22 protein-coding genes are annotated in these 26,712 nt (G+C 72.1%); 4 read left to right on the forward strand and 18 right to left on the reverse strand.

The window, feature by feature from the left end; genetic code table 11:
• Positions 1 to 366 precede the first annotated feature (366 nt).
• The 16 genes from HYQ63_RS11555 to rsmH form a co-directional block, all read right to left on the reverse strand.
• Complete coding sequence (locus HYQ63_RS11555) at positions 367 to 1,560, reverse strand: DivIVA domain-containing protein (RefSeq protein WP_179933741.1); 1,194 nt, start codon at positions 1,558 to 1,560, stop codon at positions 367 to 369.
• A 49-nt stretch (positions 1,561 to 1,609) separates the two neighbouring features.
• A complete protein-coding gene (locus HYQ63_RS11560) occupies positions 1,610 to 1,906 on the reverse strand; it encodes a YggT family protein (protein ID WP_009718667.1) in 297 nt (98 codons plus the stop codon).
• A 73-nt stretch (positions 1,907 to 1,979) separates the two neighbouring features.
• The gene (locus HYQ63_RS11565; protein ID WP_123106672.1) at positions 1,980 to 2,594 is read right to left on the reverse strand and encodes a cell division protein SepF; all 615 of its coding nucleotides are present in this window, start codon (positions 2,592 to 2,594) and stop codon (positions 1,980 to 1,982) included.
• 123 nt (positions 2,595 to 2,717) lie between these two features.
• A complete protein-coding gene (locus HYQ63_RS11570; RefSeq protein ID WP_179933742.1) occupies positions 2,718 to 3,437 on the reverse strand; it encodes a YggS family pyridoxal phosphate-dependent enzyme in 720 nt (239 codons plus the stop codon).
• A 3-nt stretch (positions 3,438 to 3,440) separates the two neighbouring features.
• Entirely contained in the window at positions 3,441 to 4,172 is a 732-nt protein-coding gene (gene pgeF / locus HYQ63_RS11575; protein WP_179933743.1) for a peptidoglycan editing factor PgeF, read from the reverse strand.
• A gap of 43 nt (positions 4,173 to 4,215) precedes the next feature.
• Positions 4,216 to 5,454: a cell division protein FtsZ gene (gene ftsZ, locus HYQ63_RS11580; protein ID WP_179933744.1), complete on the reverse strand. Its 1,239-nt coding sequence runs from the start codon at positions 5,452 to 5,454 to the stop codon at positions 4,216 to 4,218.
• Between the two features lie 277 nt (positions 5,455 to 5,731).
• Positions 5,732 to 6,529 (reverse strand): cell division protein FtsQ/DivIB, encoded by a 798-nt coding sequence (locus HYQ63_RS11585; RefSeq protein ID WP_179933745.1) that lies wholly within the window; start codon positions 6,527 to 6,529, stop codon positions 5,732 to 5,734.
• 13 nt (positions 6,530 to 6,542) lie between these two features.
• Positions 6,543 to 7,637, reverse strand: coding sequence for an undecaprenyldiphospho-muramoylpentapeptide beta-N-acetylglucosaminyltransferase (gene murG / locus HYQ63_RS11590; RefSeq protein WP_123106667.1), 1,095 nt, complete (start codon positions 7,635 to 7,637; stop codon positions 6,543 to 6,545).
• 6 nt (positions 7,638 to 7,643) lie between these two features.
• On the reverse strand, positions 7,644 to 9,251 hold the full coding sequence (gene ftsW, locus HYQ63_RS11595; RefSeq protein ID WP_257231800.1) for a putative lipid II flippase FtsW: 1,608 nt from the start codon (positions 9,249 to 9,251) through the stop codon (positions 7,644 to 7,646).
• A gap of 57 nt (positions 9,252 to 9,308) precedes the next feature.
• The gene (gene murD / locus HYQ63_RS11600) at positions 9,309 to 10,745 is read right to left on the reverse strand and encodes a UDP-N-acetylmuramoyl-L-alanine--D-glutamate ligase (protein ID WP_179933746.1); all 1,437 of its coding nucleotides are present in this window, start codon (positions 10,743 to 10,745) and stop codon (positions 9,309 to 9,311) included.
• Positions 10,742 to 11,809, reverse strand: coding sequence for a phospho-N-acetylmuramoyl-pentapeptide-transferase (gene mraY, locus HYQ63_RS11605; protein WP_009718658.1), 1,068 nt, complete (start codon positions 11,807 to 11,809; stop codon positions 10,742 to 10,744). Before mraY ends, murD begins: the two co-directional genes overlap by 4 nt.
• A gap of 59 nt (positions 11,810 to 11,868) precedes the next feature.
• Positions 11,869 to 13,296: a UDP-N-acetylmuramoyl-tripeptide--D-alanyl-D-alanine ligase gene (gene murF / locus HYQ63_RS11610; protein WP_179933747.1), complete on the reverse strand. Its 1,428-nt coding sequence runs from the start codon at positions 13,294 to 13,296 to the stop codon at positions 11,869 to 11,871.
• A gap of 62 nt (positions 13,297 to 13,358) precedes the next feature.
• Entirely contained in the window at positions 13,359 to 15,122 is a 1,764-nt protein-coding gene (locus tag HYQ63_RS11615) for a UDP-N-acetylmuramoyl-L-alanyl-D-glutamate--2,6-diaminopimelate ligase (protein WP_373689062.1), read from the reverse strand.
• A gap of 12 nt (positions 15,123 to 15,134) precedes the next feature.
• Positions 15,135 to 17,117: a penicillin-binding protein 2 gene (locus HYQ63_RS11620; RefSeq protein ID WP_179933749.1), complete on the reverse strand. Its 1,983-nt coding sequence runs from the start codon at positions 17,115 to 17,117 to the stop codon at positions 15,135 to 15,137.
• A gap of 4 nt (positions 17,118 to 17,121) precedes the next feature.
• Positions 17,122 to 17,640, reverse strand: coding sequence for a septum formation initiator family protein (locus HYQ63_RS11625; RefSeq protein ID WP_179933750.1), 519 nt, complete (start codon positions 17,638 to 17,640; stop codon positions 17,122 to 17,124).
• Positions 17,637 to 18,596, reverse strand: a complete 960-nt coding sequence (rsmH, locus tag HYQ63_RS11630) for a 16S rRNA (cytosine(1402)-N(4))-methyltransferase RsmH (protein WP_179933751.1) — start codon at positions 18,594 to 18,596, stop codon at positions 17,637 to 17,639. Before rsmH ends, HYQ63_RS11625 begins: the two co-directional genes overlap by 4 nt.
• Before the next feature lie 419 nt (positions 18,597 to 19,015).
• Here rsmH and HYQ63_RS11635 point away from each other — a divergent pair, with 419 nt between their 5' ends.
• The 4 genes from HYQ63_RS11635 to HYQ63_RS11650 all read left to right on the forward strand — a co-directional run bounded on the left by HYQ63_RS11635 (position 19,016) and on the right by HYQ63_RS11650 (position 24,640).
• Positions 19,016 to 19,573: a carbonic anhydrase gene (locus HYQ63_RS11635; RefSeq protein ID WP_179933752.1), complete on the forward strand. Its 558-nt coding sequence runs from the start codon at positions 19,016 to 19,018 to the stop codon at positions 19,571 to 19,573.
• Between the two features lie 203 nt (positions 19,574 to 19,776).
• Complete coding sequence (locus tag HYQ63_RS11640) at positions 19,777 to 20,826, forward strand: MoxR family ATPase (protein ID WP_123106235.1); 1,050 nt, start codon at positions 19,777 to 19,779, stop codon at positions 20,824 to 20,826.
• Positions 20,826 to 22,214 (forward strand): DUF58 domain-containing protein, encoded by a 1,389-nt coding sequence (locus HYQ63_RS11645; RefSeq protein WP_179933753.1) that lies wholly within the window; start codon positions 20,826 to 20,828, stop codon positions 22,212 to 22,214. The genes HYQ63_RS11640 and HYQ63_RS11645 overlap by 1 nt, the downstream gene beginning before the upstream one ends.
• Entirely contained in the window at positions 22,211 to 24,640 is a 2,430-nt protein-coding gene (locus HYQ63_RS11650; protein WP_179933754.1) for a DUF3488 and transglutaminase-like domain-containing protein, read from the forward strand. The genes HYQ63_RS11645 and HYQ63_RS11650 overlap by 4 nt, the downstream gene beginning before the upstream one ends.
• 522 nt (positions 24,641 to 25,162) lie before the next feature.
• Here HYQ63_RS11650 and HYQ63_RS11655 read toward each other — a convergent pair.
• Together HYQ63_RS11655 and HYQ63_RS11660 are read right to left on the reverse strand one after the other, a co-directional pair.
• On the reverse strand, positions 25,163 to 25,558 hold the full coding sequence (locus HYQ63_RS11655) for a DUF3040 domain-containing protein (protein WP_009718649.1): 396 nt from the start codon (positions 25,556 to 25,558) through the stop codon (positions 25,163 to 25,165).
• 277 nt (positions 25,559 to 25,835) lie between these two features.
• Complete coding sequence (locus tag HYQ63_RS11660) at positions 25,836 to 26,633, reverse strand: methyltransferase (RefSeq protein ID WP_179933755.1); 798 nt, start codon at positions 26,631 to 26,633, stop codon at positions 25,836 to 25,838.
• Positions 26,634 to 26,712 lie beyond the last annotated feature (79 nt).

The raw sequence follows: 26,712 nt of genomic DNA on the forward strand, positions 1-26,712 counted from the left end.
GGGCATAGCCGCGGCGGTTGGGGCCCGCGATCCGGGACCAGCCCCCGCACGGCAACCCCGGCCGCCGCAGGGCGGAGCCCCGTTTACGAACACCCAGTCCGGCGCATGAGGACCAGGGCCCCGGGACGCAGCCCCCATCCGCACCTGCACCCCGGGAACCGGAGAGCAGCACCCGCGCCCCAACGGGCCCGCACTCCAGCCCGTCCGGCGTTTGAGGACCGGGGGTCCGGGGGCGGAGCCCCCGGGGTCGGGGAGGGGCGGGTAGGGGAAAGACGCCCCCGCACGGCAAAGGGCCGGGCCCGGGAGCTTCACGCTCCCGGGCCCGGCCCTCGTGATTGCCGAGACGACGCGCTGACGCGCTACGCGTCAGTTGTCGTCCTCGTCGATGAGGAAGCCCCGCATCGGGCTGGGCGCCTGCTGCATCGGCTGCGGACTCTGCGGCCGCACCGGTGCCATCGGCTGGGTCATCGCGGGGGACATCTGCTGCTGGCCACCGTACGACGGCGCGCCGCCGTTCTGGTTGTGGCCGCCGCCCATCGACTGGTTGCCGCCCATCGTGTGGCCACCCATCGAGCCGGCACCCGAGGAAGCCATGGACCCGCTCATCGAGGGGGACGGCGGCAGCGACGCGGTCGCCGGGGTCCGCGGCGGGGCCAGCGAGTCGTCGGACTGGTTCTCCAGCTGGCGCAGCTGGCTCTCCAGGTACGACTTCAGCCGCGTGCGGTACTCGCGTTCGAAGCCGCGCAGGTCTTCGACCTTGCGCTCGAGCGTGGCACGAGCGGACTCCAGGGAGCCCATCGCGACACGGTGCTTCTCCTGCGCGTCCCGCTCCAGCGCGTCCGCCTTGGCGCGGGCGTCACGCTCCAGGCCCTCGGCACGGCTGCGGGCCTCGCCGACGATCTTGTTGGCCTCGGAACGGGCCTCCGCGATCGCCTGGTCGGCGGTCTGCTGCGCGAGCGAGAGCACGCGCGCGGCGCTGTCGCCGCCCGGGCCCTGACCCGGCTGCGGCAGCTGCGGGCCGCCGGGACCACCGGGGCCGCCCATCGGGCCACCCATGGGCCCGCCGGGACCCATGGGGCCGTTCTGGCCCATCGGACCGGGACCGCCGGGACCACCAGGCCCGCCGGGGCCACCGGGACCGCCCTGGCCCATCGGGCCGGGGCCGTTCTGGCCCATCGGACCGGCCGGCAGCTGCGGGGCGCCGCCCGGAAGCTGGGGCGGGCCGCCCATCTGCTGCTGCTGTTGCTGCTGTTGCTGCTGCTGTTGCGGCGGGCCGGGCTGACCCTGCTGCGGCGGTCCGGATATGGCGGCGGGAACAGGGGCGCCGGGTCGCTCCTGCTGTTCCGGAGGTTTGCGCATGCCTTGCTGCTGCTGACTCTGTGCGGCGGCCCGCGTGGCTGCGGCCAGCTTGGCGCGCAGGTCCTCGTTCTCCCGCAGCAGCCGGGTCAGTTCGGCTTCGACCTCGTCGAGGAAGGCATCGACCTCGTCCTCGTCATAGCCTTCTCGGAGGCGGACGGTCGTGAACTGCTTGTTCCGCACGTCCTCGGGGGTCAACGGCATCTCTACTTCACCTCAACGTAGTCGTCGGCAATCGGCAAGACCGTATCGTTCACACCCTGCTCGCAAAATTGCTCACGACGGTGATCAGGATCCAGACGATGATCATCAGCACGAAGAAGGACAGGTCGAGCGCCACACCCCCGAGACGCAACGGCGGGATGACCCGCCGCAGCAGCTTGAGTGGCGGATCGGTCACAGTGTAGGTGGCCTCGAGGATGACCACCATCGCCCTACCGGGTTGCCACGAGCGTGCGAACTGGAAGACATAGTCCATCACCAGCCGGAAGATCAGCACGATCAGGAAGCAGTACAGCGCGATGTAGATCACCTGTAGTGCGATGCTCATCTCGCGCGTCCCTCTCCCCTGTTTCGTACGCGGCCTTGCGGCCTCGGATGACTCGGTGTTGCCGTGTTGCGTCTCAGCTCTGGTTGAAGAACCCGCCCTCTGCGATACGGGCCTTGTCCTCCGCCGTGACATCGACGTTAGCAGGAGACAACAGGAACACCTTCTGCGTCACTCGCTCAATGCTCCCATGGAGACCGAAGACGAGTCCGGCGGCAAAGTCGACAAGTCGCTTCGCGTCGGTGTCGTCCATCTCCGTCAGATTCATGATCACCGGGGTGCCCTCACGGAAGTGTTCCCCGATAGTACGGGCCTCGTTGTAGGTCCGGGGGTGCAGTGTGGTGATGCGGTACGGCTCCCGCTCGGACACAACCTTGGGCATGATCACCGGTGCGTTCTTCTCCAAGTTCTGACGTTCAGGTGTGATAGACGCCACGGGGGCAATTCGCGCGGGTTGTCTGCTTTCCGTCACAAGCGGAGCCGGTTCACGCTGTGCGGGGGGGTGGACGACTCGCACAGATTCGCCCCTTTCCGGCCGCGGTTCGGTCTCCACTGCCGAATGGCGCCGACGCTCCCGCTCGGGCTCCGGCTCGGGCTCGAATTCGTCGTCGGGGTCGAACCCCCGGCCGTCGTAACCATCGTCCTCCACGAGGCCGAGGTAGACCGCCATCTTGCGCATCGCGCCGGCCATTCTCTGCGTCCTCCGCTCTGTGGTGGATCGGCTCCGCCACCGGATGCCTTGGATCCACGTGGCCTGCCCGTCTTTTGACGGGAATGACCATATTTTCTGCTGTGGTCCGACTTCTTCGCGACGTTACCGGAGCCTGGGGCGGACTCCGAGTACCGCGGTGCCGACGCGCACATGTGTCGCTCCCGCCGCAACCGCTTCTTCCAGATCTGAGCTCATTCCCGCCGAGACCATGTTCGCAGCCGGATGAGCCACGCGCAGGCCGGATGAGATTTCCATCAGCCGGTCGAAGGCCGCCCGCGGCCGGTCCGCGTAGGGACCGGCCAGCGGCGCCACGGTCATCAGGCCGTCGAGCCGCAGACCGTCGGCCGCCTCCACGGCCTCGGCCAGCGAGCCCACTCCGTCCGGACCGACGCCGCCCCGCTGCCCCCGCTCCCCGGAGTCCACGTCGAGCGCCACTTGAATCAGGACACCCAGCTCGCGCGCGGCCCCCACGGCCGCACCCGAGAGCGCGTCGACCAATCGCCTGCGATCAACCGATTGCACCACATCGGCATAACTAGATACAGAACGCACCTTATTGGTCTGCAATTGCCCAACAAAATGCCAGATCAGCGGCAGATCAGCGCATTCCGCAGCTTTGGGAGCGGCCTCCTGATCGCGGTTCTCCGCGACGTGCCGGACGCCGAGTTCCGCGAGCAAACGGACGTCGCTCGCCGGATACGTCTTGGTGACCACGATCAGGGTCACCTCTTCGCGTTTGCGACCGGCGGCGGCGCAGGCGGCAGAGATACGTTCCTCCACCCGTGCCAGGTTCGCGGCCAGTTCCGTCTTGCGATCCGTCACAGCTCAGCCGTCCAACCAGACATAGCTCGCGAGCCGCCCCGTCGTGCGGTCGCGCCGGTACGAGAAGTGGTCCGCCGATTCCAGCGTGCAGATGTGAGATTCTCCATCCATCTCCACACCGGCGCGGGCGAGTTGGGCCCGCACTCCGGCCGCCACGTCCACCGCAGGGGTGCCCCAGTTGGTCTCGGCCCAGGACTCGGGCACCGTCCCGGCGACCTCGGCGCGCATCGCCGCGGGGACCTCGTAGCACCGGCCGCAAACGGAGGGTCCGGTTCGGGCCACGATCCGGGCCGGGTCGGCGCCCTGAGCCGTCATCGCCTCGACCACCGCCGGGACCACCCCGGCGACCAGCCCGGGCCGTCCCGCGTGCGCGGCACCGGCGACACCGGCGACCGGGTCGGCCAGCAGCACCGGGGTGCAGTCGGCGGTGAGGACGGCGAGGGCGAGCCCCCGATGCGACGTCACCACCGCGTCCACGGCCGGGATCTCACCGGTCGTCCAGGGGCCCTCGACCACGGCCACGTCCCGGCCGTGCACCTGGTTCATCCAGACGACGGACGACGGGTCCAGGCCCAGCGCCTTGGCCGCCAGTTCGCGGTTGGTCCGTACGGCCTGGGGGTCGTCGCCGACCGCCCCGCCGAGGTTGAGCTCGTCATACGGAGCGGCGCTCACCCCGCCCCACCGGTCGGTGAAGGCGAAGTGCGCGCCGCTCGCGTCGTGCTGTTGCGCTATCACTGCGGGATCGCTTCAGGGTCGCCGTGGAGCCATGGCAGCGGGCTCACTTCAGGAAGTCCGGCACGTCCAGCTCCTCGGCCTGGCTGTCCTGGTAGGGACGGGCCGGCGGGACCTGCGGGGTGGACACCGGGGGCGGCGGCGGGACCTCGGCGACCGGAGCGGGCTCCGCCGGGGCGGGCTCCTCCTCACGCGGAGTGACGCTGCCGAGGCCGCCGAAGGACGGGCGGCCGGCCTCCGGGGCGGACTGACGGGGAGGCTGGCTGCCGGCGCTCTCCTCGCGGCCGCCGTTGTACGAGCCCAGCACCTTGTCGCGGTTCTGGTTCTTCGCGGGCGGCTGGCCGCCGTCGAAGCCCGCCGCGATGACGGTGACCCGGACCTCGTCGCCGAGCGCGTCGTCGATCACCGCGCCGAAGATGATGTTGGCCTCGGGGTGGGCGGCCTCGCTCACCAGTTGGGCGGCCTCGTTGATCTCGAACAGACCGAGGTCGGAGCCGCCCGAGATGGACAGCAGCACGCCCCGGGCGCCGTCGATCGACGCCTCCAGCAGCGGCGAGGAGATCGCCATCTCGGCGGCGGCCACCGCGCGGTCGTCACCGCGCGCCGAGCCGATGCCCATGAGCGCCGAGCCCGCCTCGGACATCACGGACTTGACGTCCGCGAAGTCGAGGTTGATCAGGCCGGGGGTGGTGATGAGGTCGGTGATGCCCTGAACACCCGACAGCAGCACCTGGTCCGCCGACTTGAACGCGTCGAGCACGCTCACCTGACGGTCGGAAATCGACAGGAGCCGGTCGTTCGGAATGACGATGAGGGTGTCGACCTCGTCGCGCAGACCCGCGATGCCGTCCTCGGCCTGATTGGCGCGGCGGCGGCCCTCGAAGGTGAACGGACGGGTGACCACACCGATCGTCAGTGCGCCCAGCGACCGGGCGATGTTGGCGACGACGGGCGCGCCGCCGGTGCCGGTGCCGCCGCCCTCGCCCGCGGTCACGAAGACCATGTCGGCCCCCTTGAGGACCTCCTCGATCTCCTCGCGGTGGTCCTCGGCGGCCTTGCGGCCGACATCGGGGTTGGCGCCGGCGCCCAGTCCACGGGTGAGCTCGCGGCCGACGTCGAGCTTGACGTCCGCGTCACTCATCAGCAGGGCCTGCGCATCGGTGTTGATCGCGATGAACTCGACGCCCTTGAGCCCGACCTCGATCATCCGGTTGATGGCATTCACGCCACCGCCGCCGATGCCGACGACCTTGATGACTGCGAGGTAGTTCTGCGGTGCTGCCACGTCGAAGGCCTCTCGCCTCGAGTTACGTGTCGTCACCCCGCTGTTGTCGCGGTGCGCCGACTGATGCCGAATGGGACGGTTCCGATTGCCGACCCCAACCCTAACGCTGAAGTTTAGGGTTACCAGTGCCTCTGTTTCCCGGAGTCTTCGGAACAGGACACTAAGTCGACAAGTGGCGCGCGTTCAATGAACACGCCGAACCTCCCGCTTTTCTTTTCACCCTATGTGATCACCCAGTGGGCTAGCCAACCAGGGTGCTGGCCTGCTGGTATCCCCGTCAACTGCGGGACACCGCGGGCGCGCTCGGCGCGCTGACGTCGAAGTGACCGGCGTCGGGCCGCGCTTTCATGAGCGCCGTGAGCGCCTTCGCCTTCGCGGCTCCGCGCTCATCGCTCCCCCACGCAACCGTACGGCTCCGGGTCAGCTCCAGAGTGATCGAGTCGTACGAGCGGACCCGGACCGAGCGCATGTCCGCACGGACCTTCGCGGGGAGCCCGGCGACCACCCGGACGGCCTCGCGGCGCAGCCGCGCCGGGCCGAAATGGCGTGAACTCGGCGACCGGTCCGGCTCCATTTCGAGCAGCGGAACGCCCTTCGGCCGCTTGGCCACACGGGAGAACCGCACGCCATCGGCGTCCACTTCGCGGAACTTCCCGCCCTCTTCGACAATCACTTCGGCCTTGCGTTCCGTCACATCAAGACTGATGGTGTGCGGCCATGACCGGGATACGTCCACTTTCGCTATCCGCGGCAGCCGGTCGCGCAGCCGCTGCCCGATCGCACCGGTGTCCACGGCGGCCAGGGGGGTGTCCAGCGGAACCTCCGCGGCCTCGCGGACCTCGCCCGGGGTGAGCACGTCCTCGCCGGTGACCGTCACCCGCTCGGCCCGCAGCCAGCTCGACCCGTACAGCAGCCAGCCGGTCCCGCCGCCCAGCAGGGCCGCGACCACGGCGGCGATCACCAGGGTGCGGCGGCGGGGCAGGCGGAACCTGCGCCGCGCCGCGAAGACGCGCGGGGGCGGGCCGGACGGCGACGCCCTGCGGGGGCCGCTCTCGGCGGTCGTCGGTCCGGCCACGCTCCCTGCCTTCTCACGCCTGGCGGCGTGCCGCGATTGCCTCGTACACCATGCCGACCAGCAGCTCGTCGGCGTCCCGGCGGCCGAACTCGGCGGCGCGCCGCGACATCTCGTACAGCCGGTGCGGGTCGCCGAGCACCGGGAGCACATTGCTCTGCACCCATTCGGGCGTCAGTTCGGCGTCGTCGACCAGCAGCCCGCCGCCCGCCTTGACCAACGGCTGGGCGTTGAGCCGCTGCTCGCCGTTGCCGATGGGCAGCGGGACGTAGGCGGCCGGGAGCCCGACGGCGGACAGCTCGGCGACGGTCATCGCGCCCGCGCGGCAGAGCATCATGTCGGCCGCGGCGTACGCGAGGTCCATCCGGTCCACGTACGGTACCGGGATATAGGGCGGCATTCCGGGCATGTTGTCCACATGCGGCAGTTCGTTTTTCGGGCCGACCGCGTGCAGGACCTGGATTCCGGCCCGCTGGAGGAACGGCGCGACCCGCTGGACCACCTCGTTCAGCCGGCGCGCACCCTGCGAGCCGCCGGAGACCAGCAGCGTCGGCAGGTTGGGGTCGAGACCGAAGGCCGCGCGCGCCTCGGGGCGGACCGCCGCCCGGTCGAGGGTCGCGATGGAGCGGCGCAGCGGGATGCCCACGTAGCGGGCGCCGCGGAGCTTGCTGTCCGGGGTGGAGACCCCGACGGACGTGGCGTAACGGGAGCCGATCTTGTTGGCGAGACCGGGCCGGGCGTTGGCCTCGTGGACGATGATCGGCACGCCCAGCCGCTTGGCGGCCAGATAGCCGGGCAGGGCCACATAGCCGCCGAAGCCGACCACGCAGTCGGCCTTGGTGCGCTCCAGGATCTGCTCGGCGGCCTTGATGGTGCCGCGCAGCCGCCCGGGGACGGTGATCAGCTCGGGGGTGGGTTTGCGTGGCAGCGGGACGGCCGGGATCAGCCCGAGTTCATAGCCGCGCTCTGGCACGAGCCGGGTCTCCAGCCCGCGCTCCGTGCCGAGCGCCGTGATCCCCACGGTCGGATCCTGCCTTCGCAGGGCGTCCGCGAGGGCGAGCGCGGGCTCGATGTGGCCGGCGGTCCCCCCACCGGCGAGTACGACATGCACCGAAATTCACCGCTCTCCGGACGGCCGTTCCTTGACGCGCCGTCTCATCGTCTTCCGTCTCACCCGAGCCAGCTTCTTCCGCAAAGCAGGCTGCCGCATGGCCAGCGCCGCCCGTGCAGCGGGCTCGGCCCGTGCGAAGGCGATCAGCAGACCTACGGCGAACATGGTCGGCAGCAGGGCGGACCCTCCGTAGGAGAACAGCGGGAGCGGAACCCCGGCGATCGGCAGCAGACCGAGCACCGCACCGATGTTGATCACGGCCTGGGCCGTGATCCAGGTGGTCACGCCTCCCGCGGCGTACCTCACGAAGGGGTCCTCCGTGCGTCCGGCCACGCGGATACCCGCATAGCCTAGAGCCGCGAAGAGGACGAGCACCGACAGCGTCCCCGCCAGGCCGAGTTCCTCCCCGGTAATGGCGAAGATGAAGTCGGTGTGCGGTTCGGGGAGTTCACCCCATTTTTCCATGGATGCACCGAGTCCGGAGCCGAACCATCCGCCGTTGGCCAGAGCATAGATCCCATGCACCGCCTGCCAGCACTGATCGTTGGCTCCGGGCTCGGTGGCGCCGATGCAGGCGAGCCGGGACATCCGGTTGGCGCTGGACTTGATCAGCAGGACGCCGATCGCCCCGGCGAAGGCGAGCACGCCCACGAAGAGCCGGGTGGGGGCGCCCGCCAGCCAAAGCAGGCCGAAAAGAATCGCCGAGAGAATGATCGCGGTGCCCATGTCGCCGCCCAGCATGATCATCCCGAGCAGCAGGGCCGCCGCCGGGACGAGCGGCACCAGAAGGTGCTTCCACTGCGTGAGCAGCCGCTTGTCCTGCTTGCGGGCGAGCAGGTCGGCGCCCCACAGGACGAGCGCGAGCTTGCCGAACTCGCTCGGCTGGAGCATGAACGGGCCGCCGAAGGAGATCCAGTTCTGGTTGCCGTTGACCGAAATCCCTATCCCCGGCACCTGGACCAGGCACATCAGAAAGACCGAGGCGGCCAGCAGCGGATAGGCGAAGGCGCGGTGCAGCTTGATCGGCATGCGCACGGCCAGCAGCATCAGCGCGGCGCCGAGCACCGCCGCGAAGAGCTGTTTGCGGAAGAAGTACGAGGGCGCGAGGCCCGACTGGAGCGCCTTGATCTGGGAGGCCGAGTAGACCATCACCAGACCCAGCACGGTGATCAGCGCGGCGCCGCCGAGGATCAGGTAGTACGCGGTGAGCGGTCGGTCCCAGGCCTTCTTGGCGCGCTGCTGTGTGCCCCGCAGGGCGTCCAGCAGGCTGCCCTTGGAGGGACGGCGCGGTGTGCGGATCACCGGGCGGCGGGGGGCCCTCGGCGGGCTCGGGCGGCCCTTCCCGGCTGCGGCCCTGGCCGCCGCGGCCTCGTCGGCCCTGGCCTTGTCCGCCCTGGCCCTGCCCGTCCTGCCCTTGTCCGCCTTGCCCATTTCCCCGGGGATCGCGGCCGGGGCCTTGCCACGGCCGCCCTGCGGCCGGGCGGGCGCCGCGGACCGCTCCCCGCCCCGGGCCGCGGGCCGGGGCCGCGCGGCGCCGCCCGCCCGCGGCCCGGGGCGGCCGGTGGCTGCTCCGGCCTGCCGGGACCGCGGCGCGGCGGGCTGGTCAGGCGTCATGTCGAATCCCCTCCAGGTTCTCCGCGCGAGCGGTGGTCCTCGCGGGGGACCGGCGGGCTACTGCTCGTCCGTGACCGGGCCCGGGGCCAGGTCGTGAACCGCCGCGGCGAAGGCGTCGCCCCGCTTGTTGTAGTTGGTGAACATGTCCATCGAGGCGCAGGCCGGGGCCAGAAGGACGGTATCGCCCGGCCGGGCGAGCCGGGCCGCTTCCCGGACAGCCGCCGCCATCGCCCCAGTGTCGGTCCGGTCGAGGTCCACGACCGGGACATCCGCTGCGTGTCGCGCGAGCGCTTCCCGGATCAGGGCGCGGTCGGCGCCGATCAGCACCACGCCGCGCAGCCGCGGGGCGGCGCCAAGCACCAGCTCGTCGAAGGTGGCGCCCTTGGCGAGCCCGCCGGCGACCCACACGATGTGCTCGTACGCGCCCAACGACGCCTCGGCGGCGTGGGTGTTGGTCGCCTTGGAGTCGTCCACGTACGCCACGCCCTCGACGTCCGCGACGTGCTCCACCCGGTGCGGGTCCGGGCGGAAGGCGCGCAGCCCGTCCCGTACGGCCTGGGGCGGCACGCCGTAGGCGCGGGCCAGGGCCGCGGCGGCGAGCGCGTTGGCGATGTTGTGCGGCGCGGGCGGGTTGACGTCGGCGACCTCGGCCAGCTCCTGGGCGCTCTTCTGCCGGTTGGCGACGAAGGCCCGGTCGACCAGGATGTTCTCGACGACACCGAGCTGGGAGGGTCCGGGGGTGCCGAGGGTGAAGCCGATCGCCCGGCAGCCCTCCTCGACGTCGGCGGCCCGGACCAGGTCCTCGGTGGCGGGGTCGGCGGCGTTGTAGACGCAGGCGACCTGGTTGCCCTCGTAGATCCGGCCCTTGTCGGCCGCGTACGCCGCCATGGAGCCGTGCCAGTCGAGGTGGTCGGGGGCGAGGTTGAGCACCGCGCCGGAGTGGGCGCGCAGCGAGGGCGCCCAGTGCAGCTGGTAGCTGGACAGCTCGACGGCGAGCACGTCGTACGGCGTATCGCCCAGCACGATGTCCAGGAGCGAGACGCCGATGTTGCCGACGGCGGCGGTGCGCAGTCCGGCCGCCTCCAGGATGGACGCCAGCATGCGCACGGTGGTGGTCTTGCCGTTGGTGCCGGTGACCGCGAGCCACGGCGCGGAGTCCGGGCCGCGCAGCCGCCAGGCCAGCTCCACGTCGCCCCACACCGGGACGCCCGCCTTCTCGGCGGCCAGGAAGAGCGGGCTGCTGGGCTTCCAGCCGGGCGTGGTGACGATCAGCTCGGTGCCCTCGGGGAGTGTGTCCCCGTCGCCGAGCCGGACCGTGATGCCGAGCGGCTCCAGTTCGGCCGCCTGGGCGCGCTGGGGCTCTCCGTCGCTTCCGTTGACGACGGTCACCGTGGCCCCGAGGCCCCGCAGCGCACGCGCTGCGGGGACCCCGGAGACGCCGAGTCCGGCGACGGTGACATGCCGTCCGGCGAGGTCGGTGACGTCGATGGTCACGAAGCCCGCCAGCCCGCGTAGAAGATGCCGAGTCCGACGATCACGCACATGCCCTGGATGATCCAGAACCGGACCACCACCAGGACTTCGCTCCAGCCTTTGAGTTCGAAGTGGTGCTGGAGTGGTGCCATCCGGAAGACCCGGCGCCCGGTGAGCCGGAACGAGCCGACCTGGATGACCACGGACAGGGTGATCAGGACGAACAGACCGCCGAGGACGGCCATCAGCAGCTCCGTACGGGAGCAGATGGCGAGCCCCGCGAGCCCGCCGCCGAGCGCGAGCGAGCCGGTGTCCCCCATGAAGATCTTGGCGGGCGAGGTGTTCCACCACAGGAAGCCGAAGCAGGCGCCCATCAGCGCGGAGGCGACGACGGCGAGGTCGAGCGGGTCGCGCACCTCGAAGCAGGACGAGGGGTTGGTGAGGGTCTGCGCGTTGGCGCAGGACTCCTGGTACTGCCAGACGCCGATGAAGGTGTAGGCGCCGAAGACCATCACGGAGGCGCCGGTGGCCAGGCCGTCCAGGCCGTCGGTGAGGTTCACGCCGTTCGACATCGCGAGGATCATGAACAGCGCCCAGATCGCGAAGATCACCGGGCCGAAGGACCAGCCGAAGTCCTGGACGAAGGAGAGCCGGTCGGAGGCCGGGGTCTGCTGGCGGGCGTCGGCGAAGTTCAGCGCGAGGATCGCGAAGGCGACACCGACGATCAGCTGACCGGCCATCTTGGCCTTGGCCCGCAGGCCCAGGCTGCGCTGCTTGACGATCTTGATGTAGTCGTCGAGGAAGCCGACCAGGCCCATGCCCGCGAACAGGAAGAGCACCAGCACACCGGAGAAGGTCGGCTGGCTGCCCGTGATCACCTTCGTCACCGCGTAGGCGATCAGCGTGGCCAGGATGAAGGAGATGCCGCCCATGGTGGGCGTGCCCTTCTTGCTGCCGTGCGTCCGCGGGCCGTCGTCCCGGATGTACTGGCCGTAGCCCTTGCGGGCGAGCAGCTTGATCAGCAGCGGAGTGCCGATCAGGGTCAGAAAGAGACCGATGGCCCCGGAGAAGAGGATCTGCCTCATGGCGCCTACGTGTTCTTCTCCCGCGGCGAGGCCACCGGCGAGGAGGGTCTGCCCCATGGTCATCGCCCGGCGACCTCACCCTCGAGCAACGCCTGCGCGAGTTGCTCCAGGCCGACCGACCTGGATGCCTTCACCAACACGACATCCCCCGGTCGCAGCTCGCTCCGCAGCAGATCGACCGCTGCCCGCACGTCGGACACGTGCACCGACTCCTCACCCCACGAACCCTCGTTCTTGGCGCCCATGTCCAGCCACGCGGCCTCCTGGCCGCCGACCGCCACGAGCTTGCTGACGTTGAGCCGGACGGCCAGCCGTCCGACCGCGTCGTGCTCGGCCAGTGACTCATCGCCCAGCTCGGCCATCGGGCCCAGCACCGCCCACGTGCGACGCCCCGGTGTTGCGGCGCCCATCGCGGCCAGCGCGCGCAGCGCGGCTCGCATGGACTCGGGGTTCGCGTTGTAGGCGTCATTGACGACCGTCACGCCGTCCGAGCGCTCGGTGACCTCCATCCGCCAGCGGGAGAGCTGCCCCGCTTCGGAGAGCGCCACGGCGATCTCGTCGACGGACATGCCCGTCTCATGGGCGACGGCGGCCGCGGCGAGCGCGTTCGACACGTGGTGCTCACCGTACAGGCGCATGGTCACGTCACCGCACCCGGTAGGGGTGTGAAGCGTGAAGGCGGGGCGGCCACCGTCGGCAAGCCGGACATTCGAGGCACGCACGTGGGCGTCCCCGGCCTCGCCGAACAGGACGGTACGGGCCTTCGTACGGGACGCCATGGCGCGCACCAGGGGGTCGTCGGCGTTGAGCAGCGCCACCCCGCCGTCCTCGGCGGGGGGCAGCGACTCGACCAGTTCGCCCTTGGCCTCGGCGATCTGCTCGCGGCCGCCGAACTCCCCGATGTGCGCGGTGCCGACGTTGAGGACGAGCCCGATGCGGGGCGGGGTGAGGTCCGTCAGATAACGGATGTGCCCCTTGCCTCGGGCGCCCATCTCCAGCACCAGGTGCTGGGTCGCCGCATCGGCGCGCAGCGCGGTCAGCGGCAGCCCGATCTCGTTGTTGAACGAGCCGTGCGTCCATACGGTCGGGCCGTGCCGCTGGAGCAGCTGGGCGATGAGGTCCTTGGTGCTGGTCTTCCCGGCGGAGCCGGTGAGCGCGACCACGGTGGTGCCCAGCCGCTCGACGACGGCGCGGGCGAGCGCGCCCATGGCGGCGACGGCGTCGGGGACGACGATCGTCGGAACCGGGGCGTCCGGTGTGGAGACCGGGCGGGTGGCCAGGACCGCCACCGCGCCCGCCTCGACCGCGCCGCGCGCGTAGTCGTGGCCGTCCACGCGCTCGCCGGGGAGCGCGGCGAACAGGCTCCCGGGCCGCACCTCGCGGGAGTCGATCACGACGGGTCCTGTGACCTTCAGGTCAGGGTCCGGTATGTCGTGCGGCTGCCCACCGACGAGGCCGGTGATCTCGGTGAGGGACAGTGGGATCACTGATCACCTCCGGCCGTGCGGGAGAGCTGCCTGGAGGGGGCTGGTGCGCGCATGGCGGTCTGTCATCCCTGGTTGTCTTGAGGTGTGTGCCCGTGCGGTTCGCTCGCCTCGGGGCGTTGCGGACCGCGCCCCTTGGCTCGCTCGCTGAGCTCGATGGCTTCCCGCAGGACCTGGCGGTCGTCGAAGGCGCGAATCACCCCGGCGATGTCCTGGCCCTGCTCATGGCCCTTGCCCGCGACGATCACGGTGTCGCCGGGTTCCGCGCGGGCGACGGCGGCGGCGATGGCGTTCTCCCGGTCCTCCTCGACCAGGACGTCGCCGCGCTCGTGCGAGGGCACCTCGGCGGCGCCCGCGAGCATCGCGGCGAGGATGGCGAGCGGGTCCTCGGAGCGCGGGTTGTCGGAGGTCAGTACGGCCGTGTCGGCATACCGGGCCACCGCGGAGCCCATCGGGCCGCGCTTGAGCCGGTCGCGGTCGCCGCCGCAGCCGAGGACGGCGTGCAGCTTGCCGTCGGTGACCTTGCGCAGGGCGCGCAGCACCGACTCCACGGCGTCGGTCTTGTGGGCGTAGTCGACCACCGCGAGGTACGGCTGGCCCACGTCGATGCGCTCCAGCCGGCCGGGCACGCCGGGGACGGCGCCGATGCCGTCCGCGGCCGTCTGCGGGTCGATCCCGGCGACGGCGAGCGCGACGAGGGCGGCGAGCGCGTTGGCGACGTTGAACGGGCCCGCGATGGGGGCGGCGGCCCGTACCGTCTCGCCGTTCGGGCCGATCGCGGTGAAGGTCGAGCCGAGCGGGCCGACCTCGACGTCGGCGGCGCGCCAGTGGGCGTCGGGGTGGCCCTCGGCGGAGAAGGTGGTGACCGGGACCTCGGACTCCTCGATGAGCCGACGGCCGTACTCGTCGTCGTAGTTGATCACTCCGGCCCGGCTGCGGGCCTTGGTGAACAGCTGGGCCTTGGCCTGGAAGTAGTCCTCCATCCCCGAGTGGAACTCCATGTGCTCCGGGGAGAGGTTGTTGAAGACGGCGACGTCGAAGACGCAGCCGTCGACGCGGCCGAGGACCAGGGCGTGACTGGAGACCTCCATGACGACCGAGTGGACGTCGCGTTCGCGCATCACCGCGAACAGCGCCTGGAGGTCGGTGGCCTCGGGGGTGGTGCGCTCGGACTTGATGCGGTCGTCGCCGATGCGCATCTCGACGGTGCCGATGAGCCCCGTGGGACCGCCTCCGGCCTTCTCCGCGGCGGCCCTGAGCCCGCCGTCGACGAGGTACGCGGTGGTGGTCTTGCCGGAGGTGCCGGTGATGCCGATCTGGAGCAGGCTGTGGCCCGGCTCGTCGTAGATCGTGGCGGCCAGCGCGCCCATCCGGCCGCGCGGGTTGTCCACGACCAGGACCGGCAGCCCGGTGGCGGCGGCGCGCTCGGCCCCGTCCGGGTCGGTCAGCACGGCGGCCGCGCCGAGGTCGGCGGCCTGGGCGGCGAAGTCCGCGCCGTGCAGCCGGGCGCCGGACAGCGCGGCGTACACGTCGCCCGGGCGCACGGCGCGCGAGTCATGGGTGATCCCGGTGACCGCGGCCTCAGCCGGGACGCCGGAGGCATCGACGCCCAGCTGGTCCGCCAGCTCCGCGAGCGGGACGGGCCGGACCTGGAGAGGGCGGGGCGCTCCCGGGTATTCCACAGAAACGTCCTTCTGAGGGGTTTGAGACTGATCAGCTTGGGGCACGGCGGTGAGCGTACCCGGCCCACCCGCTCCGCCGCGAAATCCGGCGTCGGAGCAGCGGCGCACCGGGCCCCGGTTCCCGGGCTCCGGCGTGATCGTCGTCACGGCTGGACCCGCTCACTGGCCCGGGCTGTAGCTCACGGGAAGCCGCTTGGGCTGCTCCCCGGTCGGCGGGACCTGGAGCGACTTGAGCGCGAACTCCATGACCTTCTTGTACACCGGACCGCAGACCTGCCCGCCGAAATAACTGCCCCTGGTCGGATTCTGCACCGCACAGTAGACCGTGAGGCGCGGTTTGTCCGCTGGTGCGAAACCGGCGAACGAAGCGGTGTATCCGTGGTAACGGCCGGTCTTCGGGTCCACGCGGTTGGAGGTGCCGGTCTTGCCCGCCACCAGATAGCCGGGGATCTTCGCCTTGGTGCCGGTGCCCTCCTGGTTGTCCACGACCGATTCGAGCATCTCGGCGAGCGTCTTCGCGGTCTTGGGGCTCACCACGCGGGTCTTCTTGGGCGCGGGCGCGGGGGTGAAGTCGCCGCCGGGGCCCCTGGTGCCGCGCACCAGGCTGGGGGCGATGCGCTGGCCGCCGTTGGCGATGGTGGAGTAGACGGAGGCCGCCTGGACGGCGTTGAGCGACAGGCCCTGGCCGAAGGGGATGGTGTAGCCCTGGGTGGGGCTCCAGTCCTGCGGCTTGGCCAGGATGCCCGGGGTCTCGCCGGGGAGGCCGAGCCCGGTGGGCTGCCCGATGCCGAACTGCCGCAAGTAGGAGTAGAGGATCCGGTTCTTCTGCTTCTCGGTCTTGCCCAGCTGCTCGGTGGCGAGGATGGTGCCGATGTTGCTGGACTTGGCGAGCACCCCGTTGAGCGTGAGGTACCAGGTGGGGTGGTCGATGTCGTCGGCGAAGGCGCGGCCCGCGCGCGGCAGCCGGTTCGGGACCTCCACCTGGGTGTTCCAGCGGGCGGCGCCCTCCTGGAGGACGGCGGCCATCGACATCAGCTTGCTGACGCTGCCCGGCTCGTACGCGTCGGAGACGGCGGCGTTGCCGAGGGCGTCGGCGTCCGCGGTGGAGATGTCGTTGGGGTCGAAGCCGGGGGCGTTGGCCATGGCCAGCAGCCGACCGGTGCGGGTGTCCTGGACGACGACGTAGCCGCGGTCCGCCTGCGACTTCTCCACCTGGTCGGAGATGGCGCTCTGGGCGGCCCACTGGATGTCGCGGTCGATCGTCAGCTCGACGTCGCTGCCGGGCACCGCGGGCTTCTCGCTGACGTCCCCGGTGGGCACCTGGTGGCCGCCGGACTGGGCGTAGACGCGCTTGCCGTCCTTGCCCGCGAGCTTCTTGTTCAGCTGCTGCTCGATCCCCGCGGCGCCGCGCCCGTCGGCGCCCACGAAGCCCAGGATCCCGGCGGCGAGGTCGCCGCCCGGGTAGACCCGCTTGCTGTGCGACTCCCGGTTGACGCCGGCGAGGACGTTGGTGCCCTTGCCCTTGGCCGCAGCGTCGTCCAGGTTGTTCTTCAGGTCCTTGATCTGGTTCCAGACCTGCGGGGTCTGCTGCCGGGCCAGCACGACGTACTGCGACTTCGGGTTGTCGGTGAGCTTCTTCTCCAGGTCCGCCTCGTTCTTGCCGAGGATCGGCGCGAGGAGGGCGGCCGCCTGACGGGGCGCGTCCTTCATCTCGGCGTTGCGCGGGGTGAGCAGATCGGGGGCGGCCGTGATGTCGTACGCGTCCACCGTGGTGGCCAGGTTGACGCCGTCGCGGTCGGTGATGGACCCGCGCTCCGCGGACAGCTTCACCGGGATGTAGCGGTTGACGTTGGCCTTGGCGGCGTACGCGGAGGCGTCCACGGCCTGTACCTGGAGCAGCCGTACGACGAAGGCCAGCATCACGAGGGTGAGGCCGAGGCTGATCAGCCGCAGCCGGGGGCGCGGGCTGCCCAGCCGCAGCTGCGCCGGAGCGCCCCCGGGGCGCCCGCCGCGCTGCGCGCCGGGGCGCGGGCCGCGCTCGCCGGGGCGGCGCTGCGCCCCCTGGCGCGGGCGGCGGTCGCGGTCGCCGCGCGGCGCCGCCGGGCCGGGCACCCGTCGGCGGGGGTCCTGGGGTCGCGTCACCGTGTCACCTGCCAGGGGCCGGGGTGGTCGGGGCGCCGGTGCCGGCCGCCGGGGTCAGCGGGCTCGCCGACGGCAGGACGGCCGGGGCCGGGGCCTCCGCCGCGGCGGAGGCCGACGGGGTCGGCGCCGGGGTGGGGTCGAGCACGAGCGGGGGCAGCGGGCCGGGGGCGTGCGCCACCGAGGGCTGCCCGGTGGCCGGTGCGGGCACCCCCGCCACCGTGCCGTCCGGGTTGAGGAACGCCGGGCTGCCGCCGGGCACCATGCCCAGCTCCTGGGCGCGCTGCTCCAGCGCGCCGGGGGCGGAGAGCTGGTCGACCTCCTGCTGGAGCGACTGGCGCTCGTCACTCAGCTCGTCGGTCTGCTTCTCCAGCTTGCTCAGCTCGAACGACCCCTGGTTGAGCGAGGAGTTCAGCAGCAGCAGCGCGATCAGGCCGGAGCCGAGCAGGACCACGACGAGCAGCACGAAGGGCGCCCGCCTGGCCGTGGCCGCGCCCGGTACGGCCGGTCCCGGCGCCCGGTTCACAGCGCGTCCTCGCGGATGCGCTCCGCGCCCCGGAACCGGGCCGGGGCGGCGCGGCGGTTCTCGGCGATCTCCTCCTCGGTGGGCAGCTCGGCGCCGCGGGTGAGCAGCTTGAGCCGGGGCTGATAGCGCTCCGGGACGACCGGCAGGCCGGGCGGCGCGGTGTTGGCGGCACCGGCCGCCAGCACGTGCTTGACCAGCCGGTCCTCCAGCGAGTGGTACGACAGCACGGCGATCCGCCCGCCCACCGCGAGCGCCGCCACGGCCGCCGGAACGGCCCGCTCCAGCACGGCCAGCTCGCCGTTGACCTCGATGCGCAGCGCCTGGAAGGTGCGCTTGGCGGGGTTGCCGCCGGTGCGCTTGGCGGCCTGCGGCAGGGCCTCGCGGATCAGCTCGACGAGCCGGGCGCTGTTGCTGAACGGCTCCTTGGCGCGCTCCCGGACCACCGCGTCCACGATCTTCTTGGCGAACTTCTCCTCGCCGTACGTCCGCAGGATGCGCACCAGGTCACCGGGCGGGTAGGTGTTCAGCACCTCGGCGGCGCTGATGCCCGTCGACTGGTCCATCCGCATGTCCAGCGGGGCGTCCTGCGCGTAGGCGAAGCCGCGCCCGGCCTCGTCCAGCTGCATGGAGGAGACGCCGAGGTCGAACAGGACGCCCTGGACGCGCGGCACCCCGAGCCGGTCCAGGACCTCGGGCAGCTCGTCGTAGACGGCGTGCACCAGGGTCGCCCGGTCGCCGTAGGGGGCCAGCCGCTCACCGGCCAGCCGGAGCGCGTCCGGGTCGCGGTCGAGTGCGACGAGCCGGGCGGCGGGGAAGCTGCTCAGCAGCGCCTCGCTGTGCCCCCCGAGGCCGAGCGTGCAGTCGACCACCACCGCGCCGGGTTCGGCGAGGGCGGGGGCCAGCATGTCCAGGCAGCGCTGAAGCATGACGGGAACGTGGAGAGCGTTGCTGCTCATTGCGCTGCTCGTGCGCCCTTCTGAGGGTCGGGCGTGGCGGGTACGCACCGCCGGGTCCCCACCCGCTCTGAAGGGGAAGCGGCCGACTGGCGCCGGGGAAGTGACGTCAGGCGACCGGAGCGGGAGGAGGCCGAGGGGTACGTACGCACCGCGCTCACGCGAAATTTCCAGGATCCAAGGGGAGCGTCACGCCTCCCACTTCGCGCCACTTTAGTCCACTCGTCCCTTCGGTCAACCAACCGGCCAGCGCGCCCCGCCGACGGAGTGGACGGGAGCGGAACTGTTCCGTCCGAACGGGCTGGGAAGGGGCGCACAGGGGTGTGGAGTGGCTCACAATCACCCCTTCAGAGCACCTGATGCCCTCGTTTGCGTAACCTAAAGAAAAGACAAAATCCCCTGGTGGACTTAGGGTCATAGCCATGTCGATATCAGCGTCGCAGCCGTTGCCCCAGTCCTCCGACAGCGCCGCCGGCACCGCCGGTTCGGTCACCGACCGCCTCGTCGAGGCCAACCGCCAGTACGCCGCCAACTTCACCGACCCCGGCATGGACGCGCGCCCCGTGCAGCGCGTGGCCATCGTCGCCTGCATGGACGCACGCCTCGATCTGCACGAGGCGCTCGGCCTGGAGCTGGGCGACTGCCACACCATCCGCAACGCGGGCGGTGTGGTCACCGACGACATCATCCGCTCCCTGACCATCAGCCAGCGCGCGCTGGGCACCCGCAGCGTCGTGCTGATCCACCACACGGGCTGCGGCCTGCTGAACCTCACCGAGGACTTCCGGCACGAGCTGGAGGAGGAAGTGGGCCAGCGGCCGTCGTGGGCGGTCGAGGCGTTCAAGGACCTGGACGCCGATGTGCGCCAGTCGATGGAGCGCGTCCGCACCTCGCCGTTCCTGCTGCACCGCGACGATGTGCGGGGCTTCATCTTCGATGTGAAGACCGGCCTGCTGCGCGAGGTCGAGCCGCGCAGCTGAGGAGATTTTCGCCTCGAACTCGTACAAGCGTGACAAATAACCCCGGGTTATCCACAGCCGAGTGACGCGAGACGGCGAAGACCGCAAGAATGCGTAGATGACATCGTCCCCCGCAACCCCGCGGGGGCCGGTGACAGCGTTTGCGGTGGGCCGGTCCGTCCCTGATGGACAGTCGGCCCTGAGAACGGGCCGAGGAGGGCCGGGTGACGACCTATGACGAACGAGCGAGCCTCAGCGATCTGACCACCACAGCGGAGCGGGTCCGCCGGTCGGTGGAGGGTGTGATCGAGGGCAAGCCCGAGGTCGTACGGCTTTCGCTGACCGTACTGCTCGCCGAGGGGCATCTGCTGATCGAGGATGTCCCGGGCGTCGGCAAGACCATGCTCGCCAAGGCACTCGCGCGGTCCATCGACTGCTCGGTGCGCCGTATCCAGTTCACCCCCGACCTGCTGCCGTCGGACATCACCGGGGTGAGCATCTACGACCAGCAGCGCAAGGAATTCGAATTCAAGCCGGGTGCGATCTTCGCCCAGATCGTCATCGGCGACGAGATCAACCGCGCCTCCCCCAAGACCCAGTCCGCGCTCCTTGAATCGATGGAAGAGCGCCAGGTCACCATCGACGGGAAGAGCTACGAACTGCCCGGCCCCTTCATGGTGGTGGCCACCCAGAACCCGGTCGAGATGGAGGGCACGTATCCGCTGCCCGAGGCGCAGCGCGACCGCTTCATGGCGCGCGTCTCCATCGGCTACCCCAGCCCGCAGGCGGAGCTGGAGATGCTGGACGTGCACGGCGGGGTCTCCCCGCTGGACGACATGCAGCCGGTCGCGCACGCCCACGAGATCGTCAAGCTGGTCGAGGCGGTGCGCTCGGTGCACGTCGCCGAGGCCATCCGGCGGTATGCGGTGGACCTGGTGTCCGCCACCCGCAACCACCCCGATCTGCGGCTCGGCGCCTCCCCCAGGGCCACCCTGCACCTGCTGCGGGCCGCCAAGGCGTCGGCCGCGCTGGCCGGGCGGGACTTCGCCCTCCCCGACGACGTGCAGTCGCTCGCCGTCCCCGTGCTGGCCCACCGCCTGCTGCCCACCGCCCAGGCCCAGCTGAACCGGCGCACCGCGGAGCAGGTCGTCGGCGACATCCTCCAGCACACCCCGCTGCCCACCTCGTCGCAGCGGAGCGGCGGACCGGTGCCCCCGGTGCCTCCCATGCCCCCGGTCGACTACGGGCAGCAGCCGGGCGCACGGAGGCTGTGATGACCACAGGGGGGACGGGCACGGGCCCCGGGGGCGCCGGAAGCGGAGAGGACCGGGGCACGATCCGGGCGGCGCTGGCCGGGCTGACCACCCGCGGCCGTTCCTTCCTGGCCGCCGGGGTCGCCGCCGCGGTGTGCAGCTATGTGCTGGGCCAGGCCGATCTGCTGCGGGTGGGGCTGCTGCTGGCGGCGCTGCCCCTGGTGTGCGTGGCCGTGGTCTACCGCACCCGGTACCGGGTGGCGGGCAGCCGGCGGCTCGCGCCCGCGCGGGTCCCGGCGGGCTCCGAGGCCCGGGTGCACCTGCGGATGGACAACGTCTCGCGGCTGCCCACCGGGCTGCTCATGCTCCAGGACCGGGTGCCGTACGTGCTGGGGCCGCGTCCCCGCTTCGTCCTGGACCGGGTGGAGCCGGGCGGCCGCCGCGAGGTGTCCTACCGGGTCCGCTCCGATCTGCGCGGCCGCTATCCGCTGGGCCCGCTCCAGCTGCGGCTGAACGACCCGTTCGGGATGTGCGAGCTGACCCGCGCCTTCAGCGCCTACGACACGCTCACCGTGGTGCCCCGGGTCGAGCCGCTGCCCGCGGTGCGGCTGACCGGCGAGGCCGCGGGGTACGGGGACGGGCGGCACCGCTCGCTCGCCCTGGCCGGTGAGGACGATGTGATCCCGCGCGGCTATCGCCACGGCGACGACCTGCGCCGGGTGCACTGGCGGTCCACCGCGCGCTACGGAGAGCTGATGGTGCGCCGGGAGGAGCAGCCGCAGCGCGCCCACTGCACGGTGCTGCTGGACACCCGCGGCATCGCCTACGAGGGCGCGGGGCCCGACTCCCCCTTCGAGTGGGCCGTGTGCGGCGCGGCCTCGGCCTCGGTGCACCTGCTGGAGCGCGGCTATGCGGTCCGGCTGCTGACCGACACCGGAAGCTCGGTGCCCGGCCCGGACGGCGGGGGCGGATTCGCCGGTTCCACGCATGACTCCGCGGAGACGGCCGGGCTGATGCTGGACACCCTCGCGGTGGTGGACCACTCCGACGAGGACGGGCTCTCCCTCGCGTACGACGTGCTGGGCGGCGGGGGCGAGGGCCTGCTGGTGGCCTTCCTGGGCGATCTGGACGAGGAGCAGGCCGCGCTCGTCGGGCGGATGCGGCACCGCGCCACGGCGGCGGTGGCGTTCGTCATGGACGGCCATGCCTGGTCGCGGGGCGTGGAACCGGCCGATCCGGGAGAGCTGGAGGACGCGCTGCGCCGACTGCGCGAGGCGGGGTGGACGGCGCTGCCGGTCGCCCCGGGCGCCTCGCTGGCGGAGCTGTGGCGGCAGGCCGACGGGCAGGGCGCCACTCGGGCCGACACCGGACCTCGGGTCGTCGGCGGCATGACAGGGAGCTGGGGATGAGTGGGAGCGTTCGGCTGGCGATCTGCGCGGCGTTGGCCACGGCCGCGGCCGCGTGCGCGCTGCTGCCGCTGGTGAATCCGGCCGGCTGGCTGCTCCAGGCCGTCCTGCTGCTGGCGGTCCAGAGCACCGCGGGCGTGGCCGCCCGCCGGGTGCCGCTGGCCCGTCCGCTGACGGTGGCGGGGCAGGCCGTGGTGATGCTGCTGCTGCTCACGGCCGTCTTCGCGCCCGGGCAGGCGATCGCCGGGGTGCTGCCGAGCCCGGAGGCCCTCCATGAGTTCGCGCTGCTGCTGCGCGAGGGCACCAGCGACGTCGGGCAGTACGCGACCCCGGCGCCGGTCACCGACGGCATCCGGCTGCTGCTGGTCGGCGGGGTGCTGCTGATAGGGCTGGTGGTCGACGCGCTCGCGGTGACCTACCGCAGCGCGGCCCCCGCCGGGCTGCCGCTGCTGGCGCTGTACTCGGTCGCGGCGGGCCTGTCGGACGACGGAAGCGACTGGGTGTGGTTCCTGGTGGCGGCGGCCGGCTATCTGCTGCTGCTCCTGGCCGAGGGCCGGGACCGGCTCTCCCAGTGGGGCCGCGTCTTCAGCGGCGGCGCCCCGCGCGCGCCGGGCATGCCGACCTCGGGGCTGGCCGCGGCCGGGGGCGGCCCGGCGTCGGCCCCGGTCCGGGCAGGCCACCGGATCGGCGTGCTGGCGCTGGGCATCGCGGTCGCGGTGCCCGCCGTGCTGCCGTCCCTGGACGGCGGGCTGCTGAACCGGCAGGGCAGCGGTGGCGGGCCGGGCAGCGGCGGCGGCACCATCTCGGCGGTGAACCCGCTGGTGTCGCTCCAGGACAGCCTGAACCAGCCGGAGAACAGGGAGGTGCTGCGGTACCGCACCTCCTCGCAGACCACCCAGGACATGTATCTGCGGATCGTGGCGCTCGACAAGTTCGACGGCGCCTCGTGGAAGTCGTCGGAGCGGCACGTCACCGACGTGCCGAGCCGACTGCCGGCGCCGACCGGTCTCGGCCCGGCGGTCCGGACCACCTCCGTGGACACCACCATCTCGGCCGCCGAGTGGTACGCGCAGAACTGGCTGCCGCTCCCCTACCCGGCCGACAAGGTGCAGATCGACGGGCGCTGGCGGTACGAACCCGAGGGCCGCACGCTGGTCGGCGACCGCGGCCAGACCACCCGCGGCGCCCGCTACCGGGTCACCAGCCTGATGGTGGAGCCGACCGCCGACCAGCTGGCCTCCGCCCCGCCTCCGAACCCGCGGCTGCTGCGCGAGTACACCGAGGTGCCTGACTCGCTGCCGCCCGTGGTCTCCCGGACCGCGCGCGAGGTGACCTCGGGCGCGTCCAACGCGTACCAGAAGGCGGTCAAGCTCCAGGACTGGTTCGCGGTGAACGGGGGCTTCCGGTACGACACCGAGGTGCAGTCCGGCAGCGGTTCGACCGCGATCGCGAAGTTCCTCAGGCAGAAGGCGGGCTTCTGCGTCCACTTCTCCTTCTCCATGGCGGCGATGGCCCGGACGCTGGGCATACCGGCGCGGGTGGCCGTCGGGTTCACGCCCGGCACCTCGCAGGCGGACGGTTCGGTGTCGGTCGGGCTGAAGGACGCACACGCCTGGCCCGAGCTGTACTTCGAGGGCGTCGGCTGGACCCGCTTCGAGCCCACCCCGAGCCGCGGCACCCAGCCCGACTACACGATGGAGCAGACGCCGTCGGGCGAGGTCCCCGACGAGCCGTCGGCCCAGCCGAGCACCAGCTCCGAGCCGACGGCCGCACCGTCCGCCTCGGAGAGCTGCGCACCGGAACTGCGGAAGGAGGGCGGCTGCGACGCGGCCGCGGTCCCTCAGCCCGGTGACGGCTCCTCGGGCGGCGGGTTGTCGGTGTCCACGGTCACCAGCTGGAGTTCGCTGTCGCTGCTGGTGCTCGTGGTGCCGCTGCTGCCCATGCTGTGGCGGCGGCGGGTCCGGGCCCGCAGACTGGACGGCTCCGGCGGGCGCACCGAACGGGACGCCGCCGACCGGATCCTGGCGGCCTGGCACGAACTGGTCGACAGTGCCTGGGACTTCGGCGTCCTGCCGGACGACTCCCAGACCTCGCGCAAGGCCGTGGCCCGGATCGTGCGGCTCACCAAGCTGGACGACGAGGCGCGCCGGGCGGGCGAGCGGGTGGCCGCGGCGGTCGAGCAGGTGCTGTACGCGCCGCACCCGCGCCCGGTCGCCGGGGTCGCCGACGACGTGCGGGCGGTCCTGGCCGGTCTCCAGGCCGGCGCCGGGCGCCGGGAGCGTCTGCGAGCCCTGCTGGCCCCGCGCTCGGCGGTCCAGCTGGTGTGGGCAGGCGGCCGACGCTGGTCCGCCCTGGTCGACCGCTGGGGAGCCCCACGGTGGGCCCGCTGGGCGGCCCAGCTCCGCGCCCCGCGCGGAGAGCGCGGCTGAGGCGGGCCCCGGGCCCTTCGCCGGGGCGGCAAGACCGCCCCGGCGAAGGGCCGGGCGCGGCCCGTGGGTGAACGGCCGGGGCCACCGGTGAAAGGCCGAGTTGCGGCCCACGGACGAAGGGCCAGGCGCCCTCGCCGATACAAGGCCAGGGTGCGGCCCACCGGTGAATGACCCGGTGCGACCGCCCGGCGAAGAGCGGGCGCGCCCCGTGGGGGAAGGGCCAGGGACGGCCCGGCTGACAGCTCGCTCAGGGCGCATAGCTCAGCGGTAGAGCGCCGCCCTTACAAGGCAGATGTCGGCGGTTCGAGCCCCGGTGGAAGGCCAGGCGCGACCGTCGATGAAAGGCCGGAGACGGCCCGCCATGAAAGGCCGGGCGCGATGCCTTGGGCGAGGCCGGGGGGCGGGCGGTCCGCATCGGGGCACCGGCGGGGCGGACATGGGTGAGGGCGGTCGCCCGTGGCGACCGCCCCTCACCCATGCGTTCTCAGCCGGTGGCCCCACTCCGGCCAGGGGTCCCGGTGGTCAGTGGCCCTGCTCGTCGCGGCGGCGCTGCCACCGCTCCTCGATCCGGTCCATCATGGAACGGCGCTGGCGGCCCTGACGGCGGGGCGGTCCGGCCCCACCCGCCCGCTGCGCCTCACCAGGCTTGGGCGCCTTGCGCCAGCCCGTCACGGCGAGCACCGCACACCCCAGCATGATGAGGAAGCCCACCACGCTGATCCAGATCTGCGGAACGATCACTCCGACCATCAGGAGCGCGATGCCGACCAGAAAACCCGCGACCGCCTGGTAGACCCGTCGCCGGGTGTACGTGCGCAGGCCGCTTCCCTCAAGCGTTGTCGCGAACTTGGGATCTTCGGCGTACAACGCTCGCTCCATTTGCTCGAGCATGCGCTGCTCGTGCTCCGAGAGCGGCACGGAGTCCTCCTACTCGTCGGTCGCGGGGGGCGACCGGGGTGCGACCCTTTCAGGATAGGCAGGGAATCGCCCCCGTGAAACCCGCCCCTCAGCGCCAATTCGCCCACCGTTACGTGTGTGACGAAAGTTGACGCTGAGACGTCCATTCCCCTCCCGCCGATTCGCCATGCCGGACGGTGTACCCCGATCATACGGGGCCGGACGGCCGAGCGGGTGCCCTGTGGCCTACTCCACCTGCGCCATCCGTCACGGAACGGGGGCGGGAACGGCGGGGCCGTCAGTCCCGCTCGGCGAGGACGTGCAGCTGGGTGGCGACGGAGTGGAAGGCGGGCAGCTCGGCGGCGGCCTCCTCCAGCCGCAGGAGCGCGTCGAGGGCGCCGGGCTCGGTGTCGACCAGCACTCCGGGCACCAGGTCGGCGAAGACCCGTACGCCGTGCACCGCGGCGATCTCCAGCCCGGCCTCGGCCACCAGCTCGGAGAGCTGGTCGGCGGTGAAGCGGCGCGGCATGGGGTCGCCCTCGCCCCAGCGGCCGTCCGGCCCGGTAAGCGCTTGCCGGGCCTCGGTGAAGTGTCCGGCCAGGGCGCGGGCGAGCACGGCACCGCCGAGCCCCGCGGCGAGCACGCTGAGGGTGCCCGCCGGGCGCAGCGCGTCCGCCGCGTTCCGCAGGCCCTCGGCGGGGTCGTCGACGTACTCCAGCACGCCGTGGCACAGGACCACGTCGTAGCCGCCGCGCTCGGCCACGTCGAACAGGCCGTGGGCATCGCCCTGGACGCCGCGCACCCGGTCGGCGACCCCGGCCTCGGCGGCCCGCCGCTCCAGCGCGAACAGCGCGTTCGGGCTGGGGTCGACGACCGTGACGCGGTGGCCGAGCCGGGCGACCGGCACGGCGAAGTTGCCGCTGCCGCCCCCGGTGTCGAGCACGTCGAGCGTCCCGTGCGCGGCCCCGCTACCGGTCCCCTCGGCTGCCGCCACCTCCCCGCCCGCGGCCTTGGCCCGCCGTTCCAGGGCGTCTTTCAGGACCTCCCACACCACGGCGGTACGGAGGGACGCACGGGGGCGCTGCGGGTCTGACACGGCGGGTGGCTCCTCGGCGCGGTGCCGTCACCGCGCGGGGCGGCGACGACGGGTTACTGACGTCGCTCCCAGCCTATTG

The organism is Streptomyces sp. Rer75, assembly GCF_013414305.1.
Lineage (GTDB): Bacteria > Actinomycetota > Actinomycetes > Streptomycetales > Streptomycetaceae > Streptomyces > Streptomyces himastatinicus.